At 71.4% G+C, this 17,559-nt stretch carries 11 protein-coding genes; 9 read left to right on the top strand and 2 right to left on the bottom strand.

The window, feature by feature from the left end:
- Positions 1 to 13: 13 nt before the first annotated feature.
- The gene (eccD, locus tag MQP27_RS43310; RefSeq protein WP_242775938.1) at positions 14 to 1,471 is read right to left on the bottom strand and encodes a type VII secretion integral membrane protein EccD; all 1,458 of its coding nucleotides are present in this window, start codon (positions 1,469 to 1,471) and stop codon (positions 14 to 16) included.
- 267 nt (positions 1,472 to 1,738) lie between these two features.
- On the opposite strand from eccD, the gene eccCa reads away from it, so the two are divergent.
- The 3 genes from eccCa (at position 1,739) to MQP27_RS43295 (ending at position 6,646) form a co-directional block, all read left to right on the top strand.
- Positions 1,739 to 5,683 carry a type VII secretion protein EccCa gene (gene eccCa, locus MQP27_RS43305; RefSeq protein WP_242775935.1) on the top strand — a complete coding sequence of 1,315 codons (3,945 nt, stop codon included), beginning with the start codon at positions 1,739 to 1,741 and terminating at the stop codon, positions 5,681 to 5,683.
- Between the two features lie 147 nt (positions 5,684 to 5,830).
- Positions 5,831 to 6,214: a hypothetical protein gene (locus MQP27_RS43300; RefSeq protein WP_242775933.1), complete on the top strand. Its 384-nt coding sequence runs from the start codon at positions 5,831 to 5,833 to the stop codon at positions 6,212 to 6,214.
- A gap of 114 nt (positions 6,215 to 6,328) precedes the next feature.
- Entirely contained in the window at positions 6,329 to 6,646 is a 318-nt protein-coding gene (locus MQP27_RS43295) for a DUF397 domain-containing protein (protein WP_242775931.1), read from the top strand.
- A 39-nt stretch (positions 6,647 to 6,685) separates the two neighbouring features.
- Here the strand turns inward: MQP27_RS43295 and MQP27_RS43290 are convergent, their stop codons facing one another.
- Positions 6,686 to 7,114 (bottom strand): hypothetical protein, encoded by a 429-nt coding sequence (locus MQP27_RS43290; protein ID WP_242775928.1) that lies wholly within the window; start codon positions 7,112 to 7,114, stop codon positions 6,686 to 6,688.
- Positions 7,115 to 7,270: 156 nt separating this feature from the next.
- Here MQP27_RS43290 and MQP27_RS43285 point away from each other — a divergent pair, with 156 nt between their 5' ends.
- From MQP27_RS43285 to MQP27_RS43260, 6 genes are all read left to right on the top strand, one after another.
- Positions 7,271 to 7,924, top strand: coding sequence for a hypothetical protein (locus MQP27_RS43285; RefSeq protein WP_242775926.1), 654 nt, complete (start codon positions 7,271 to 7,273; stop codon positions 7,922 to 7,924).
- A gap of 163 nt (positions 7,925 to 8,087) precedes the next feature.
- Positions 8,088 to 13,526 (top strand): toxin glutamine deamidase domain-containing protein, encoded by a 5,439-nt coding sequence (locus tag MQP27_RS43280; RefSeq protein ID WP_242775923.1) that lies wholly within the window; start codon positions 8,088 to 8,090, stop codon positions 13,524 to 13,526.
- Positions 13,507 to 14,361, top strand: coding sequence for an immunity 49 family protein (locus tag MQP27_RS43275; RefSeq protein ID WP_242775920.1), 855 nt, complete (start codon positions 13,507 to 13,509; stop codon positions 14,359 to 14,361). Before MQP27_RS43280 ends, MQP27_RS43275 begins: the two co-directional genes overlap by 20 nt.
- A gap of 41 nt (positions 14,362 to 14,402) precedes the next feature.
- Positions 14,403 to 14,729, top strand: coding sequence for an SUKH-4 family immunity protein (locus MQP27_RS43270; protein WP_242775917.1), 327 nt, complete (start codon positions 14,403 to 14,405; stop codon positions 14,727 to 14,729).
- Positions 14,730 to 14,771: 42 nt separating this feature from the next.
- Positions 14,772 to 16,682, top strand: coding sequence for an ATP-binding protein (locus MQP27_RS43265; protein WP_242775913.1), 1,911 nt, complete (start codon positions 14,772 to 14,774; stop codon positions 16,680 to 16,682).
- Positions 16,683 to 16,971: 289 nt separating this feature from the next.
- A complete protein-coding gene (locus MQP27_RS43260; protein WP_242775989.1) occupies positions 16,972 to 17,559 on the top strand; it encodes a hypothetical protein in 588 nt (195 codons plus the stop codon).

Here is a 17,559-nt window from a genome sequence, read left to right as displayed (position 1 = left end):
CAGAGTACCAGGCCTAGACGCCGCCCCGGACCTTGCCGTACACGTCGAGGACGGCCAGGCAGACCGGGACCAGGGAGAGCAGGACCAGGGAGTCCGCGAGGTCGAGCATCCGGCCCCAGAACGGGGAGAGGCCCTTCTGCGGGACGATCAGGGCGATCGCGATCAGCAGGAGGACGCCCGCGCCGACGGAGGCGCCGAGCCACAGGGTGCGTACGTCGACCGGGCCGGAGTTGCCCTGCAGCAGGTCCATGATCACGGAGGCGGGCGGCGAGATCGCGAGGCCGAGGACCAGCAGCGCGAGGGTGACCACACCGGCCACGAACAGGCAGGTGACCTGGGCGGTGTAGCGGAACAGGCGGGCCCGCAGCATGGCGGCGAGGCCGGTGCACAGGGCGAGCAGCTGGGCCCAGCCGCTGTCGCTGAAGCCGAGCACCGCGCCGCCCGCGCCGACGACGACCGCGGCGCAGCCGCCGACCAGGCCGAGCAGCAGCTCGTGGCCCCGGCTGGTCTGGGCGACGATGCGCTGGACGTCGACGGCTTCGAGGTCGCCCTCCTGGCCCTCGCGGCGCGCGCGGGCGAGTTCCTCGGGGTTGCGGAAGCCGATCGGCAGCTTGGCGAAGCGGGCCGACCAGCCGGGCAGGAAGCCGACCACGGCCAGGGCGACGACCGAGGTGCCGGCGGCGATCTCGCGCGGCGCGGCGTCGGTGAGGACACCGCAGAACACGGCGAGGGTGCCGATCGCGGAGGCCAGCGCGGCGGCCACGAACGGGGCGTCGCCCTGCGGCAGCAGCATGATCAGTACGACGGAGAAGACGAGGACGGCGACACAGCCGACCAGGAACTGGATGCGGCCAGGTCCCTCGTGCGCGTCCTGCGGGATGACGCCGGAGCCCGCGATGAGCGCGTGCGGCAGCGCCGAGATGCCCAGCGCCACGGCCGAGGCCCGGTCGTCGTAGACCCGGGCGCGGATGCCGGCGAGGGCGGTCAGGGCGAGGGCCGTGACGCCGGCGAGGATGCCCTGGAGGCCGTGCATGTCGTGCCGGATCGGGTCGGCGAACCAGAACACGAAGCCGAGCATGATCAGCAGCAGCGAACCGGCGACCAGGCCGGCCACCCGCATCAGATTGTCGTTCCAGCTGCGAATGTCCTGTTTGACCGCGGCGGCGATGGCGTCGACCACGTCGTCGTGGACGGCCGGCGGCAGCGAGTCGGCGAAGGTGCGCAGCAGCAGCACCTCGCCGTCGCGCACCCGGTGTTCGAGCAACGAGCGGCTCGCGTCGAGCACTTGGCCCTCGCGGGTCACCAGGTGGTATCCGGAGAGACTGGTGTCGGACTGGACGAGGCCCGAGAGCCGGATGATCTCAGGAAAGAGGTCCTGGATCGGAAGGTCCTCGGGCAGCGCGACATCGACTCGGCTGTCCGGCGCTGCGATGGTGATTCGGCAGAAACCTGTCGAAGTCCCCGTGCTCACCTGGTGTTCCCCCTGCTAGACAAGGCTGCATTCATGCAGTTCGTACGACGCGAGTCGCCACCCTATCCCTTGCCGTACGGGCCGCAGGGGCTCCCTCCCGCAATTCTCCCCGGACCCCCTCGGCTTCTCCATCCTCCTGGCTCCCTCGCGCCCGGCGCGCATCAGTAGGATCGACGTCTACGCGGACGCCTACGCGATCGGAAACACGTCGCGGTACACGGGGGCGTCGATGCCTGGACGTATCAATCACGAAGGATGAGTGCATCGGTGAGCGTCGTCATCATCAAACGGCCACCGCGGATAGCGCCCCCGGTCGTACCGGACGGCGAGGTCAGACTGGAGACGCCCCCCGAGATCCCTCGTGAGGGCGACGAGAGCATGCTGATGAACCTGCTGCCCATGATGGGCATGCTGGGTTCCGTCGGCTTCTTCTTCATGCCCAACCTGCCCTCGTACATGAGGGTGGTCGGCGGGCTGATGCTGGCCTCGACGCTGGCCATGGCCATCGCGCAGTTCGCCAAGTCCCGGCAGGGCGGCGGCGCGGGGATGGCCCAGGACCGGCGCGACTACTTCCGTTATCTGGAGCAGGTCCGCAAGGACGTCCACAAGACCGCGGAGCTGCAGCGGCTCAGCCAGCTGTTCCAGCACCCCGACCCGGAGCAGCTGTGGGCGGTGGCGGCCGACGGCAAGCGGCTGTGGGAGCGGCGCCCGACCGACGCGGACTTCGCGTCCGTGCGGATCGGCCGCGGTGTGCAGCAGCTCAACACGCCGCTGGTCGCGCCGGACACGGCGCCCAAGGAGGAGCTGGAGCCGCTGACCGCGGCGGCCATGAAGGCCTTCCTCGACGCGCACGGCAGCCTGAGCGACCTGCCGGTCTCCGTCTCGCTGCGCGCCTTCTACCACGTGACGATCTGCGGCGACTCCGACACGGTCTACGGCAACGCCCGCGCGACCCTGTCCCAACTGGCCACGCTGCACTCGCCCGAGGACCTGATGGTCGCCGTCGTCGCCCACCCGTCCGCGGCGGCCGACTGGGACTGGATCAAGTGGCTGCCGCACGCCCAGCACCCGAAGTCCAAGGACGGCGCGGGCTCTTCCCGGCTGCTCTTCGACGACCTCGGTGAGCTGGAGGAGGCGCTGGCGACCCAGCTGGACGACCGTCCCCGCTGGAACCGGGACGCCAACCCGGTCTACGACCAGCCGCACCTGATCGTCGTCCTCGACGGCGGCACCGTACCGCCGGACTCCGAACTCGCCAGCGCCGAGGGCCTGCAGGGCGTCACCTTCCTGGAGATCGCGCCGGGCGAGCTGGAGGAGGAGCTGCGCGCGGGGCTCACGGCGTATGTGAAGCCGAACCGGATGCAGCTGTTCGTCGGCCACGAGTCCGCGTACAGCGGCAAGCCCGACGTGCTGAGCCCGGAGCAGGCCGAGTCGCTGGCCCGGCAGCTCGCGCCGTTCCGGGTCGGTTCGGCCGAAGAGGGCGAACCCCTGCTGTCCAACCTGGACTTCACCGACCTCATGGGCATCGGTGACGCCGGTTCGGTGGACGTCTCGCGCACCTGGCGGCCGCGCACGCTGCACGAGCGGCTGCGGGTGCCGATCGGTGTCGGCGAGAACGGCGAGCCGGTCATGCTCGACCTCAAGGAGGCCTCCCAGGAGGGCATGGGCCCGCACGGTCTGTGCGTCGGTGCGACGGGTTCCGGCAAGTCGGAGCTGCTGCGCACGCTCGTCCTCGGTCTCGCCGTCACGCACTCCTCGGAGACGCTGAACTTCATCCTGGCGGACTTCAAGGGCGGTGCGACCTTCGCGGGCATGGCGGACATGCCGCACACCGCGGCCGTCATCACCAACCTCGCCGACGACCTCACGCTCGTCGACCGTATGCGGGACGCCATCACCGGTGAGATGCAGCGCCGCCAGGAGCTGCTGCGCACCGCGGGCAACTACGCCAACCTGCACGACTACGAGAAGGCCCGGGCCGCCGGCGCCGCCCTCGAACCGATGGCCTCGCTGGTGATCGTGCTCGACGAGTTCTCCGAACTCCTCACCGCCAAGCCGGACTTCATCGACATGTTCATCCAGATCGGCCGGATCGGCCGTTCGCTGGGTGTGCATCTGCTGCTCGCCTCGCAGCGCCTGGAGGAGGGCAAGCTGCGCGGCCTCGACACCTACCTCTCGTACCGGATCGGTCTGCGGACCTTCTCGGCCGCCGAGTCGCGGACGGCGATCGGTGTCCCGGACGCCTACCACCTGCCGTCGATCCCCGGTTCCGGTTATCTGCGCTACGACACCGACACCATGGTCCGCTTCAAGGCGGCGTACGTGTCGGGGGCGTACCACGGCGAGGGTCCCTCCCGGGTCAACCGCTCGACGCAGCTGCGGCCCGCGCTGTTCACGGCGGCGCACGTGGCGCTGCCGCCGCAGCCGGTGATCGAGGAGCCGGAGGCCGACAACCGGATCGACGACGCGCTCGCGGACACCGTCCTCGACGTCATCGTCGGCAAGATGGTCAACCAGGGCCCGCCCGCCCACCAGGTGTGGCTGCCGCCGCTGGAGGAGGCGCCCTCGCTGGAGCAGCTGCTCCCGCAGCTCGCCGTCACCCAGGACCGCGGCCTGACCGCGCCCGACTACACGGCGCTCGGCCGGCTGAACGTGCCGGTCGGCCTGGTGGACAAGCCCTTCGAGCAGCGGCGTGACGTGCTGTACCGGGACTTCTCCGGCGGCGCCGGTCACGGTCTGTTCGTCGGCGGCCCGCAGTCCGGCAAGTCGACGCTGCTGCGCTCGCTGATCTCGTCGTTCGCGCTCACCCACACGCCGTCCGAAGTGCAGTTCTACTGCCTGGACTTCGGCGGTGGCGGTCTGATCGCGATGGAGGAGCTGGCCCATGTCGGCGGGGTCGCCAACCGGCTCGACGCGGAGAAGGTGCGGCGTACGGTCAGCGAGGTCGAGGGCATCCTCAACTCGCGCGAGGAGTACTTCCGTACCAACAACATCGACTCCGTGCAGACCTACCGGCAGCGCCGGGCGGCCGGTCATCTGCCCGACCAGCCCTGGGGTGACGTCTTCCTCGTCATCGACGGCTGGGCGACCTTCAAGACGGACTACGAGCTGCTGGAGTCGACCGTCACCGAGATCGCCACGCGCGGCCTCGGCTTCGGTGTGCACGTGATCCTGACCGCGAGCCGCTACACCGAGGTGCGGCCCGCGCTCAAGGACATGTTGCAGAACCGCATCGAGCTCCGGCTCGGTGACCCGACGGAGTCCGAGATCGACCGCAAGGTCGCGCAGAACGTGCCGGCGAGCGTGCCGGGCCGCGGTCTGACCCAGGACAAGCTGCACTTCATGACCGCGCTCCCCCGGGTCGACGGCTCCTCGGCGACCGAGGACCTGTCCGAGGCGACGTCGATCCTGGTCCGCGGGATCAACGACAACTGGCAGGGCAACCACGCCCCGGCGGTACGTCTGCTGCCGACGATGCTGGCCTCCGACCGGCTGCCGAAGGGCTTCGAGCACCCGGACCGCGGTGTGGCCATCGGCATCGACGAGTCCTCGCTGTCGCCGGTCTTCGTCGACTTCGAGACCGACCCGCTGTTCATCGTGTTCGGTGAGAGCGAGTCCGGTAAGTCGGCGCTGCTGCGGCTGCTGGTCAAGCAGATCACCGAGCGGTACACGCCGGACCAGGCGAAGATCGTCATGGGCGACTACCGGCGTGCGCACCTGGAGGGCGTGCCGGAGACGCACCTGTCCCGGTACTGCGCCTCGGCGCCCGCGCTGTCGGAGACGCTGGAGGGGCTCGCCGGTTCGATGAACCGCCGTATGCCCGGACCGGACGTCACGCCGGAGCAGCTGCGCAACCGCAGCTGGTACAGCAGCCCGGACGCGTTCGTCATCGTCGACGACTACGACCTGGTGGCGACCGGCGTGAACCCGCTGGCCCCGCTGCTGGAGTACCTGCCGTTCGCCCGTGACGTCGGCCTGCGCGTCATCATCGCGCGCTCCTCGGGCGGTGCGAGCCGGTCGCTGTACGAGCCGGTGATGCAGCGCATGCGCGAGCTCGGCGCCCAGGGTGTCGTGCTCTCCGGCGACCGCTCGGAGGGACAGCTGCTCGGCAGCATCACGGCGACCCAACTGCCGCCCGGCCGTGGGTACTTCCACACACGGCGCCGTGGCGGGCAGCTCATCCAGACGGGGTGGCTGCCGGCCCGGTTCTGATCGGCGCCGACGGTGCACTAGGGGGCGGTACCCGCACGGGTGCCGCCCCCTTGTGTCAGTGGCGGCGGCTATGGTGACGTTGCGAGAGAAAAGACGAGCCACGAGGGACAGAGACGAGCACGGGGGGCAGTTGTGTCGTCGGACTACATGGACTCCGATCCCAAGGTCCTCAAGACCGAGGGCTTCAACATGTTCACGGTCGGCCAGGACTTCGCCAAGGCCGTGAAGGCCCTGCAGACCGGCCTCGGCCAGCTCGAAGGCGGCCAGGGCGACACCCCGCCGTGGGGTGACGACGACATCGGCGAGAAGTTCGGTGTCGTGTACGAGGGTCTGCGCGACGGCATGTACCAGTCGATGGGCAGCCTGGCGGAGCGCCTCGCGGGCATGGGCATCGCGTTCACGAAGATGGGCATCGCCCACGAGGAGAACGAGGCGAAGCAGGACGAGATCTGGAAGCAGACGACCGCCGAGTACGACGGTCAGGTCCAGATACCGACGGGTGTGCACCATCTGCGCCGCCAGCAGACCTGAGATCCGTGTCGGGGTGACCCCCTGGAACCTTTCCCTTCCGCAGCGTGAGCACCACGCGCGCAAGTAAGGTGTGGCACACAGTCGGTTCGCACGTCAGAAAGAGGCCCCAGCAGCATGACCGAGGCACGGGACAACGAGGTCGGGACTCAGGCCGAGGACATCAGGGCACGCAAGGAGCGGGAGCGGGACGAGCTGTACGCCCTCGACATCTCGGACGTCGAGTGGCACTGCGCCCCCGGCACCGAGGAGGACGAGGAGCGCGTCGAGATCGCCTACCTCCCCGAGGGTGCGGTGGCCATGCGCTCCTCCCTGGACCCCGACACCGTGCTGCGCTACACCGAGGCGGAGTGGCGGGCCTTCGTACTGGGCGCCCGGGACGGGGAGTTCGACCTGGAGCCGACACCGCGCAACGGCGGGGTGCCGGCCGAGTAGGACGGGTCGGTACCGGAACCTGCCAGTGGCCGGAGCCTGTCAGTAGAGCGAGAAGCCGCCGCTGTGCCGGCCCTGTTCCTTCCTGGGGGGCCGGGAGGGGCGGCCTTCCTCCCGCCTGGGCTCGGGCTGCTCAGCGGAGGGGTCGGTCGTCCCCAGCGGCTCGCCGTGGCGGATGCGGTCGCGCTCCTCGTCGGAGAGCGACTCCCACTGGCCGCGCAGGTTCGCCATGCCGCTGCCCAGGGCACGCGAGACGCCCGGATCGTCCAGGGCGTCGCGCAGGGCGAGGCGGCCGGAGAGCAGCTTCTTCGCCGCGTCCTGGAGGTCCCTGCCGGCGGCGTCGGTCTCGGTCAGCTTGCGCAGGGCGGTGTTCAGGGAACGGATCTGCTCCGGTTCGAGGGCCTCGTCCAGAACCCCGCGGTCGGTCGAAGTGCCTTGCGGGTTCGGTGAGTTCTCGGGCTGACTGGTCATGTCGCTTCGCTTCTCCTCCTGTGCCTCGCCGGCCGGCGCGCGCTCGGCTCCCTCTCGGCACCCGCAGTATCTCCCGTAACGCCGAGGTGCCATGCTGACACCCACCCGCCGCAGAGGAGAAGGCGCCGAAGGGGAGAAGGAGAAGGCCTCACTGCCATGGCTCAGACACAGGGCACAGGAGCGCAGAAAGCAGCAAAGGGCGGCGCCGGTGCCGGCGGCGGCCTCGTCGGGCGGCTCGGGCGCTGGGGCGGCCTGGTCTTCCTGCTCGCCGGGCTCGCGATGAGCGGCTGGGGCGCGTACGAGGGGGCGTACACCGTCGGCTGGGCGGGGACGCACGGCACGCTCACGGTGAAGCGGTGCGTGGACGACTCCTCGCTGAACAGCTCGCGCAACAGCCGCAAGAAGCGGCTCACCGTGCGCTGCGACGGCCGGTTCGTGTCCGCGGACGGCGGGAGCACCGACGCCGACGCGGCCGTGCGCGTCAGGTCCCACTACGCGCCGGGCACGGAGCTGTCGGTGCAGCAGGTCGACGCGCCGACGTCGGCCGGCGCGGGCGACGGCGACTACGTGCGCACCGACAGGCCCCGCGCCTGGCGCTTCTTCGCCGCGTTCTTCGGCGGCTGGGTCCTCACCGGGCTCGGCGTCTTCTGCCTCGCCACGGGGTACGCGCCGTTCGGCCCGAGCCGGGTCTCGTACGACGAGGCGTGGGAGGCGTCGGGCCGGGGTGTGACGCGCCCGGTCCTGATCGGGATGCTCGGGGTGGGGCTGTTGGGCGCCGGGGTGTCGTACGTCGTGAGCTACTTCGTCTGAGCGGCTCCGGGACCTGAAACGGATTTGTGACAGCAATCCCCTGAAGTCGGCTGCCGGTGATTCCGTAAACTCTGCGGGCGGCTGTACTCCTGTGTGATTTCCCTTGACCGACGAGGGAGTTGTACGGCCGTGTCGGCATACGGGGGTGCTTTCTGCTGTGGCGATGATGCTGCCGGACGAACTCGAGTGGGTGCTCGAGATGCTCGGCTACCGCTGGCCTACGGCGAACGAGGACAAGCTCAGGGACTCGGCCGACCTGTGGCGGAAGTTCGGCGACGACGTCACCGGGCTGCACACCACGGCCAACGCCAGTGCCCGGCAGGTGGTCGCGCACAACGCCGGTGAGTCGATCGACGCGTTCACCAAGACGTACGCGAAGTTCGACGGCGGTGCCGGAGGTGGCGGGGGTGGCGACGGCTACCTCGCGAACGCCGCGACCGCCGCCTACACCATCGCGAACGTGATGGAGGCGTGCGCCTACGTCGTCGAGTTCGCCAAGTGGGCGGTGATCGCCCAGCTGATCGCGCTGGCCATCGAGATCGTCGCGGCCCAGGCCGCCGCGCCGTTCACCTTCGGGCTGTCCGAGGCCGGCGCGCTGGGGGCGACCCAGGTCACCCGGCTGATCGTGCGCCGGCTCCTCGACGAGCTGAAAGAGGCGTTGATCGAGGCGATCGTGGAGGCGATGAAGGAGCCCGCGATCTCCGCGATCGAGGCGATCATCACCGACCTGATCCGCCAGACGGTGAACGTCGGCTTCGGCGCCCAGTCGGGCTACGACCTCGCCACGACCGTGAAGGCCGGCAAGGACGGCGCGTGGGAGGCCATCAAGCAGACGCCGCAGACGCTGTTGGAGGGCGTGCGGGACAGTCTGGGCGAGAAGGCGGGGCATCGGGCCCACCATGCGGTCGACAGTCGTATCGACGGGTACGACGGGGGCTCGTCAGGGTCGGAAGGGTCGTCGGGGTCGTCAGAGCCGTCGGGGTCGTCAGGGAGTGACGGCGACGGGGGTTCCAACTCGTCGGACGGTGGGGGGAGTTCGAACTCCTCCGACTCGTCTAGTGGTGACGGCGGGGGCTCCGACTCGTCGGGGTCGACGCGTTCGGCGGGCGGGACGAACATCGGTGGCGGGATCTCCGCCGACACCGGGGGGCACAACGTCGGTGGCGTGGATCTGGGTTCGGGACCGGGTTCCGACTCCGGGTCGGGGGCGGGGTCCGGGTCCGATTCCGGTTCCGGTTCCGGGAACGGTGGGTCCACGCCGGACTCCTACGCGAGGCCGGCACCCGCGACCTCGGGTCCGACCCTGTCCGACTTCGACGACCCCTCGCCGAGCGGCGGTTCGAACGGTGGCGGGGACTCGGGCGGTGGCGGCGCCGCGCCGAGCACGTCCGGTCCGTCCCACTCCGGCGGCGGCTCGTCCGTGTCGGGGCTGGCGTCGCCGACGCCGCACACGGTGTCGGCCTCGGCCTCGGCGTCGTCCGGAGGCGGCTCGTCGTCGGCGGGCGGTCACGGCGGCGGCATCAGCACTTCGGTCGACAGCCTGGCCGCGAGTGTGCCGACCCACACCAACGCGGCACCCACGCCGACGGCGAGCGATCCGTCGGCGGCGGGGGCGGGGGGTGGTCGTGCGGACGGCGGTAACGCGATACCGACGTCGCCGGTGGCGCCTTCCGTCGGGGGCGGTGGCGGCGGCATGGGCGGTTCGCACCAGGGCGGGGGTACGTCGGGGAGCGCGGCGTCGGGTTCCACGCCGACGAGCCCGACGGCCAACTCGGGTGCGGGCAGGGGCACTTCGGCAGGCGCGTCGGTCACGTCGTCGGCCGGCACGGGGAGCGGGCCGGCTTCGACGCCGAGTCCCAACTCGGGGGCGGGGAGGACGCCTTCGGCTTCAGCGGGTACGGCGGTCACGTCGTCGGCCGGCACGGGGAGCGGGCCCGCGTCCACGCCGAGCGCCAACTCGGGGGCGGGGAGGACGCCTTCGGCCAGTACGACGGTTACGTCCTCTGCCGGCACCGGGTCCGCGTCCACGGCGAGCGCGTCGGCGACGGCGACCACGCCTCGGGGTGGTACGTCCACGCCGTCGGCGGACGGGCGCACGCAGGGCCCGGCGGACGGGCGCACGCCGACGCAGCGCACGCCCGGCACGCCGGTCGGGGATGCCACCAACACCCGTAACACTCCTGGGAACACGAGCACCAACACGGCGCCGGGTGACGGGACTTCCTCGCGGAACACGCCCGGTACACGGCCGGGGGACGGCACGGTCCCGCGCGATGCGAACGGGACGAGGCCGGGAGACGGGACCAGGCCAGGAGACGGGACGACGTCCCGGACCACGCCCGGCACCACCCCGGGGGACCGCACCACACCCCGCGGCACCACGGATTCGAACGACGGCACCCGTACCCGTACGCCGGGCCAGAACTCGACCACCACGACCACTCCGAGCCAGAACTCGGGTCAGTCGACCGCACCCAGGACCTCGTCCGCCACGACGGCGTCCACTTCGACCAGCACCGGCACCAGCACCGGCTCCGGGTCCGGGTCCGGGTCCGACCGCGCGTCGACCTCGACGCCGAACAACGGCACCTCGAACCCGGCGTCCCCGAGCAGTCGTACCCCCAACTCCACCCCCCAGCCCGGCCCCGCCGCGCAAACCACCACACCCGGCACCCAGAACCAGCCCGGCACCGGCGCCACCCCGGCCCGCCCCCCGCAGCCCTCCGGCGGCACGCCCAACACCCCGCCGCCACCGGCCGGGCAGGGCGCGTCCCCGTCGCAGCAGACCCCGTCCAACTCCCAGCAGCAACAGCACCAGCAGCAGGTCACGCCCGTCCCGGTGCCCACCGTCGTCCGCACGCCGAGCGCCCCCGCGGCCCCGGCGCACGCGGGTCCCGCCACCCCGAACGCCCCCGCCTCGCCCATGGGCACCCCCGGCGACCCCAACCACCAGCAGAACCCCAACCAGGACAGCCTGGAGAACATCCGCGCCGACCTGGACCACTACCCCGGCGGTCTGACCCAGCCCGACCCGGCGGACCAGCAGGCGCTGGCCGACGCCGTGCCGCGCAACGAGGACGGCACCCCGCAGCGCTACCCCGACCCCTTCGGCAACTGGTCCCAGCTCCAGAACGACGGCGGCAACACCGTCCCGGGGCGCAGCAACAACTGTGCCGACTGCTCCCGTTCGTTCCTGGAGACCTGGTACGGCAATCCGCAGGTCTCCGCGCCGCGCACGCTCGACCTCGACGCGAACGGCAAGCCAGACTACTGGTCCCCCGAGGACAACGCGAACGACAACCAGATCCGCTGGGCGGGTGCGCCGCACACGTATGCCGGCCGGGGTGACGACCCCGACACCCCCGCCCGTATCGCGTGGGACCTCCAGCAGGCCGGGCACGGCTCCGCGGCCATCGTCCAGGTCGGCTGGCCGAACAACGGGGGCGGCCACGCCTTCAACGCCGTCAACCACCACGGCAACATCATCTGGATCGACACGCAGACCGGGGACGTCAGCCACACCCCGCTCCACATCACCAACGCGGACCACGTCTGGCACATCCCGCTGGACCCCAACGGCAACCCGCTGCATCCCGCGGTGCCCGCGGCCCAGGACAACGGCCAAGGCCAGCCGGAGAGTTCCGAGAACAACGGCGGGGACGCGGACAGCACCCAGGCCCCGCAGGACGACGCCTCGGGCGACGCGCCGAAGCAGGGCGACGACGACCCGGCCCAGCCGTCGACGCCCGACCCGGACACGACGAACGCCGAGACCGGGGACGGGCACGGGGACGACCGGCCCGAAAGCGAGAACGACCGGCCCGCGAGCGAGTCCGACGACAGCCCCTCGGAGCAGAAGCACCCGGACCCGCGGACGGAGACGCAGCACTCTCAGGCCGATGGCAGGCCCGCCCCGGACACCGCCGATCCGCACACCGCCGATTCGCACACCAACGACCCGCGCGCCACGGATCCACATACAACAACCGATCCGCGTACGACCGATCCCCGCACCCCGGACCCCCGCGCGTCGGACCCGGACCACGACACCCCCACGCAGAAGCACCCGGACACCACCGAGCACCCCGACGGCCGGCGTCTGGACGATCCGCGTCCGGACTCCGAACCGGCCCCGGACCAGAACCACACCGATCACGCCGAGGATCCGCGGTCGCAGGCGCCGGACCACGACCGGCCCGACGTCCCGGACCACGATCGGCCCGCGCCCCCGGACCAGGCACGCCCCGACGGCTCGACCCCCTCCGCGGCCGACGACCACCGTGACCGTCCGGGTCGTATGACCAAGGACTCCGAGGTCCCCGCGCGTGAGAGCCTGCCGGAGAGCAGGAACGCCGACGCGGCCCACTACGTCAAGGACTCCGTCGACGGGAAGAAGCCGCTGTACGGCGACATCGCCGCCGAACAGCCGGCGCAGCCGACGCAGTCCACGCAGCCGCCCGGGCCCGCGCACCCGGAACACCCCTCCACTCCCGCGGAGCCCGCGGGCGACGGTTCCGGCGACCCGGACCAGCGCAGGCAGCGTGATCTGGACATGCTCGCGCGGGCCAATTCGAACGACCCGAAGGACAAGGCCTGGTTCGAGAAGTACTACCACCCGAGGAGCGGCTACCGGCGCAGCGTGACCGCCCCCGCCGAGGACGGCCGTCCCGTCCCCCAGCTGCATCCCACGAACGATCCGAACGCTCCCTGGATGCTGGCCAAGGACGCCCCGGAGGCCGATCCGGAGTCCTACATCGACGAGGGCGCTGCTTCGGGCCAGCGGCACACGGAGATCTCCGACGAGAACCTGAAGCGGCTGGACCAGGCCGCCAAGGAACGTCAGGACGCGATCGACGCCGACAACCAGCCGCACAAGGACCGCAGGGCGGCCAAGGACGCCTATGAGGCGAACAAGACGCCGGAGAACCTCAAGAAATTCGAGGAAGCCGACGCGAAGCACAGTCCGCTGCACGGGAAGATGACGCGGGCCAGTGAGGACTACGGCGAGGCCGTCGCCGAGCACCACGTGATGCCCCGGCACTTCCCGGACTACGACCGCGTCGACGACCGGTCCATGGGAAACAACCGGTTCGACCAGATCTGGAGGGACCCCAGCACCGACCCGCCCCACTACGTCGTCGTGGAGGCCAAGGGCTCGTTGGAGGCCGAGCTCGGCGACCGGCGGGGGCTCGCACCGGAGGCCGGCTCCGACCAGCCCGTTTCACCGGGCGATCCAGGTCAGGACCAGGGCGACGGCGCGCAGAACGGCGACGGCCTGGACAGCCAGGACGCTCCGAGTCCCGGTGTGCCGAGGGTCCGGCAGGGCACTCGCGCGTACTTTGAGACGATCCTGCATGAGATGGAGGCGCGCGCACGCCGGAACGAGCGGACCGCGACGACCGACGCCGAACTGGAAGCCGCGCAGGCGGAGCGGAAACTGGCAGGCGACCTCAGGAAGGCGCTCGAAGCGAACCCGTCGCGGGTCAAGTACATACTCGTCAAGGGCAACTCCTCGGGGGGCGAGCACCAGGGCTACGAGATGAAGCAGTTCGACATCAGAACGGAAGCAGAGAAGGAACGCGATGCAGATTCCGCGACATGAGTTCCCGACGCGCAATTCCGCGAGGATCCTCGCAACCCACACCAAGGACTTCTGGGAAGACATCGACGGGCTGCAGAATGAACCCTCGTGGTTCTCGAACGTTCTGGCCACCGCCATCGAGCTCTTCGGCGAGCACTGCGTCCTGGACCCGGAGGCCGACAAGCTCGAGACCTGGGAAGCCTGCGTCACCGCCATGCAGGTCGGCGCCGCCCTCTTCGTGTCGGCGCGGGCCCCGGCCGGCACCACCTTCGAGTACCGCATCGGTCACGAGATGCGGACGATCCGCGCCGGCGCCCTGCCCCGCGCCCACGCCGGCAACTGGATCAAGGCCTTCTGGCTCGCCTGTGTCTGCCGCGAGAAGAAGCGGATGACCGAGCTGTGCCAGTTCCCCGTGTCGCTTCTTCGGCAGGCCGACGGGGTTCTCGACGAGTACATCTACGACTGGGTGGAGGCGCTCCAGGCGTACTGGCTCAAGCGTCCGGAGTTCGGCGACAAGCTGGTGGCCGCGGTGGAGGGGACGGATCCCGCCGCGCTGCGGCACGCGCCGCGCGACGGCGTACTGAAGATCATGTATCCGCCGATGAACCTCCTGACCCAGCTGGCGCGCGGTGACCAGGAGAGGTTCAACGCCGAGCTGGCCAAAGCCGTGGAGTGGCACAAGGAGTACTGGACCAGTGACGAGGACCGTGCGCTGACCGCCGAGGGTCTCGTGGCTCTGGGCCCGCTGGCCGTGTCCTGCCTCGCCGTCCAGGCCGGCTTCACCATCACCGTCGAGTCCGAGTACCTGCCGAAGCATCTCCTCGAAGGGGCCTGGGTCAACGAGTTCCCCACCTGACCGCAGCCGCCCCCGCCCCAGGTGACAGACGAAGGAAGCCCATGACCTCGGACACCCCGCCCCCGGCACCGCAGACCCCGCCCACCACCCCGGACCAGGCCCTCGACATCGTCCGCGCGCGGTACGCCGAGCCCAAGCTGCCCGACGGCACCCCCGCCGAGCTCCACGTCCACGAGTTCGACATCGGCTACCTCGTGTACCCGGTCTTCCCGCCGCCCGCGGAGACCACCGGCCCGCCCCGGCCCGCCCCGCCCGGCGGAGCCAAGATCGTGGTGTCGAAGGCGACCGGTGAGTCCGTGACCGTCCCCAACTTCCCGACCGAGCAGGCGATCGCGCTCTACCGCAGGAACGTCGAGCGCCACGCCTAGCCTCCGTCCCCCGCTCCGGCCCACCCGAGGACTGACACCCGCATGACCGCCCCGACCACCGGCTACGCGCTCCACCCCTACATAGGCGGCCGCACGGCTGTGCTGCGCGCACTCGCCGACTGGCGGGCGGGGGCGCCGGGCGCACCCCGTGTCGTCGTCCTCACCGGCAGCCCGGGCAGCGGGCGCTCGCATCTGCTCACCGGGTTCCTGATGCTGTGCGACCCGGAGTTCCGCGGGCGGCTGCCGCTGGCGGACCTCGACCCGTCGACCGTACCGCCCGAGCTTCCCGCCCCGGCGGTGCCGAGTGCGGCGGGGCTGACCGCGGCGCAGCTCGGGTGGCTGATCGCCGAGCACTACGGCGTGCGGGCCGACCGCGTCGAGGAGGTGTACGCCGCCCTCGGCGCCCTCGGCCGGACCGAGACGGTCGTCGTCCCCGACGTCGACCGGGCAGGACCGGTGCGTACGGCGGGCGAGCCGGCCCGAGTCGTACGTGAGGTGCTCAAGCCGCTCGCCGCGACCGCAGGCGTCCGGCTGCTCGCGGACGTACCGCGAGACTTCGCCGCCGAGCTGGCCGGCGCGCTCCCGCCCGGCGCGGTCCAGGTCATCGACCTCGACGAGCCGCGGTGGGCCGACGGGCCGGGGTTGGTGCGGCAGGCCGCCGCACTTCTCGGTCCGGGGGCCGACGCACTGCTCGATCCGCGGGCCGCCGGTGCGCCGGAGCGGCCCTTCACCTCGGATCCCTCGGCCCGGCGAGCCCTCGCCGAGGCGATCGCACGCCGGGCCGGCACCAGCCCGCTCGTCGTGCAGCTCGCCGTCCAGAGCATCCTCACGGGCCCGGCCACCGACACCCCGTACGACGAGAAGCTCCTGCCCTCCACCGTCGGCGAGGCAGTCGACCTGCACGCGCACCGTCTCGGAGCGGACCCGCAGACCCTGCGTCAGCTGCTGGCGCCGCTGGCGCTCGCGGAGGGCGACGGTCTGCCCATCGATCTGTGGATCCGGCTGGTCAACTCCCTTGCGGGCAAGGACATGAGCGCGGCCCTCGCGAACAGCGGCGCGCTCGCGGGACCGTTCGTCGAGTCGCTGCGTCCGGACGGGGACGGCGGCCCGCGCACACTGCTGCGGCTGCTGCACCCGGCCGTCGCCGACGACATCCGCGCCGGCCTGCCGAACGTCCGCGCCGCCCAGACCCGGATCGCGATGACGCTGCTGGAGGCGGTGCCGGAGCAGGACTGGAGCAAGGCCGACCCGTACGTCCGCGACCACATCGCGGGCCACACCCTGGAGGCGGGTCTGCTGCCCCAACTCCTCACCGACCCGGGCCTGTTCGTCCACGCCGACCCGGTGCGGCTGCGCGCCGCCATCGAGGCGGTCCCGCCCGCGGAACTCGGCGCGCCCGCCCGCACGTACCTGCGTACGGCGCCCCTCCTCACCCGCACCCAGGCACCGGCCGCCCTCCGGGCCGCCCTGCTGGAGACGGCGTTCGTCGAGGACGGCCTGCCCGACTACGCCGAGGCCATCCATGGCCGCCTCGGCCTCGACCTGCCCTGGCAGACCCTGTGGAGCCTGCCGGTCCCCGGTGTCAGCGCGGTCACGACGGCCGTCCTGCCGCGTCCGGAGGGACCGGGCGTCCCCGTCGCCGTACTCACGCAGGCCGCCGGCGAGGAGAACGGACCTGCCCCGTCCGCGGTGCTCGTCCGCGGCCTCGTACAGGCGGATGCCTTCGACGGCACCGATCCCGCTGCGCTCCTGCACCCGTCCGAGGAACAGCAGGCCGCCGCCCGGATGCGGCTGAGCCGCGGCGCGGACTACGTGCGCGTGTGGGACGAGGCCGGCGAGAAGGTCATGGCGACGCTGCTCTCCGACGCCCCTTTCACCGCGGCGGCCCTCTCCCCCGACGGAATCCTGGTCGTCGCCACGGAGTTCGGCGCGAAGGCGCTGCGTATCCGCTGATCGTTCACTCGCCCCTCACCCTTCACGCACCCTGCTCCAGCCCCGACGACCGCCTCCTGATCTCACTGGTAACTTGCTGCTCTTGCCTGTTCACTCCGTGGCAGTCCGAGTCCGTTCACCTCGTGGGAAACCGATGAGTCAGCCGCCGTTCCAACCGCCGTCGCAGCCTCCACTGCCGCCGCAGCCACCCCAGCCGCCCCAGGGCGCGTACAACCCGTACGCCCAGCCCGTCCCGCCGCCGCAGCAGGCGCCGGGATTCGGGCCGCCGCCCGTGCCCGGACAGCCTCCGATGGCTCCCGTGCCCGGACAGCCTCCGATGGCCCCCGTGCCCGGTCAGCCGCCGATGTACCCGGGACAGCCGCAGCCGATGCCGCCGTACCAGGCGATGCCGTACGGGCAGCAGCCGAGCGGCGTCGGCGGGAACCCGGTCGGTGCCGTGCTCCTCGGCTTCCTGGTCTCGTTCGTCGTCTCGCTGCTCTACACCGGGCTCATCCTGGGCACGTACAAGGACCAGTCGGTCACCACGGCCAACACCCTTTATCTGCTCCACGCGTTGGTCAACGGCGCGCTCGTCGGCTGTCTCGTCGGCAGGATGGCTCCGCACAGCAACGGCGCCCGGATCGGCGGGGCCGTCGTCGCCGCGCTCGGGGCCCTGTTCGGTTACACCAACGCCGTGCCGCTCGTCGGCGCCGTCGAGCAATCGCCCACGTTCGTCGGGGACTTGCTGCGGGCCGAGCCCTTCTACCCGGTCAAGGCGTGGTGGCACAGCGGTGCCGACGGCGGGATCGACTGGTTCTCCCCGCTCGGTCTCGTCCTCGCGGCGGTCGCCGCCGCCGGTCTCGCTCACGTCATCGGCAACAGGCGCCGGCCGGCCTGA

The organism is Streptomyces cylindrosporus (genome assembly GCF_022698165.1).
Classification (GTDB): domain Bacteria; phylum Actinomycetota; class Actinomycetes; order Streptomycetales; family Streptomycetaceae; genus Streptomyces; species Streptomyces cylindrosporus.
This window is presented reverse-complemented; position numbering and strand designations above follow the sequence as displayed.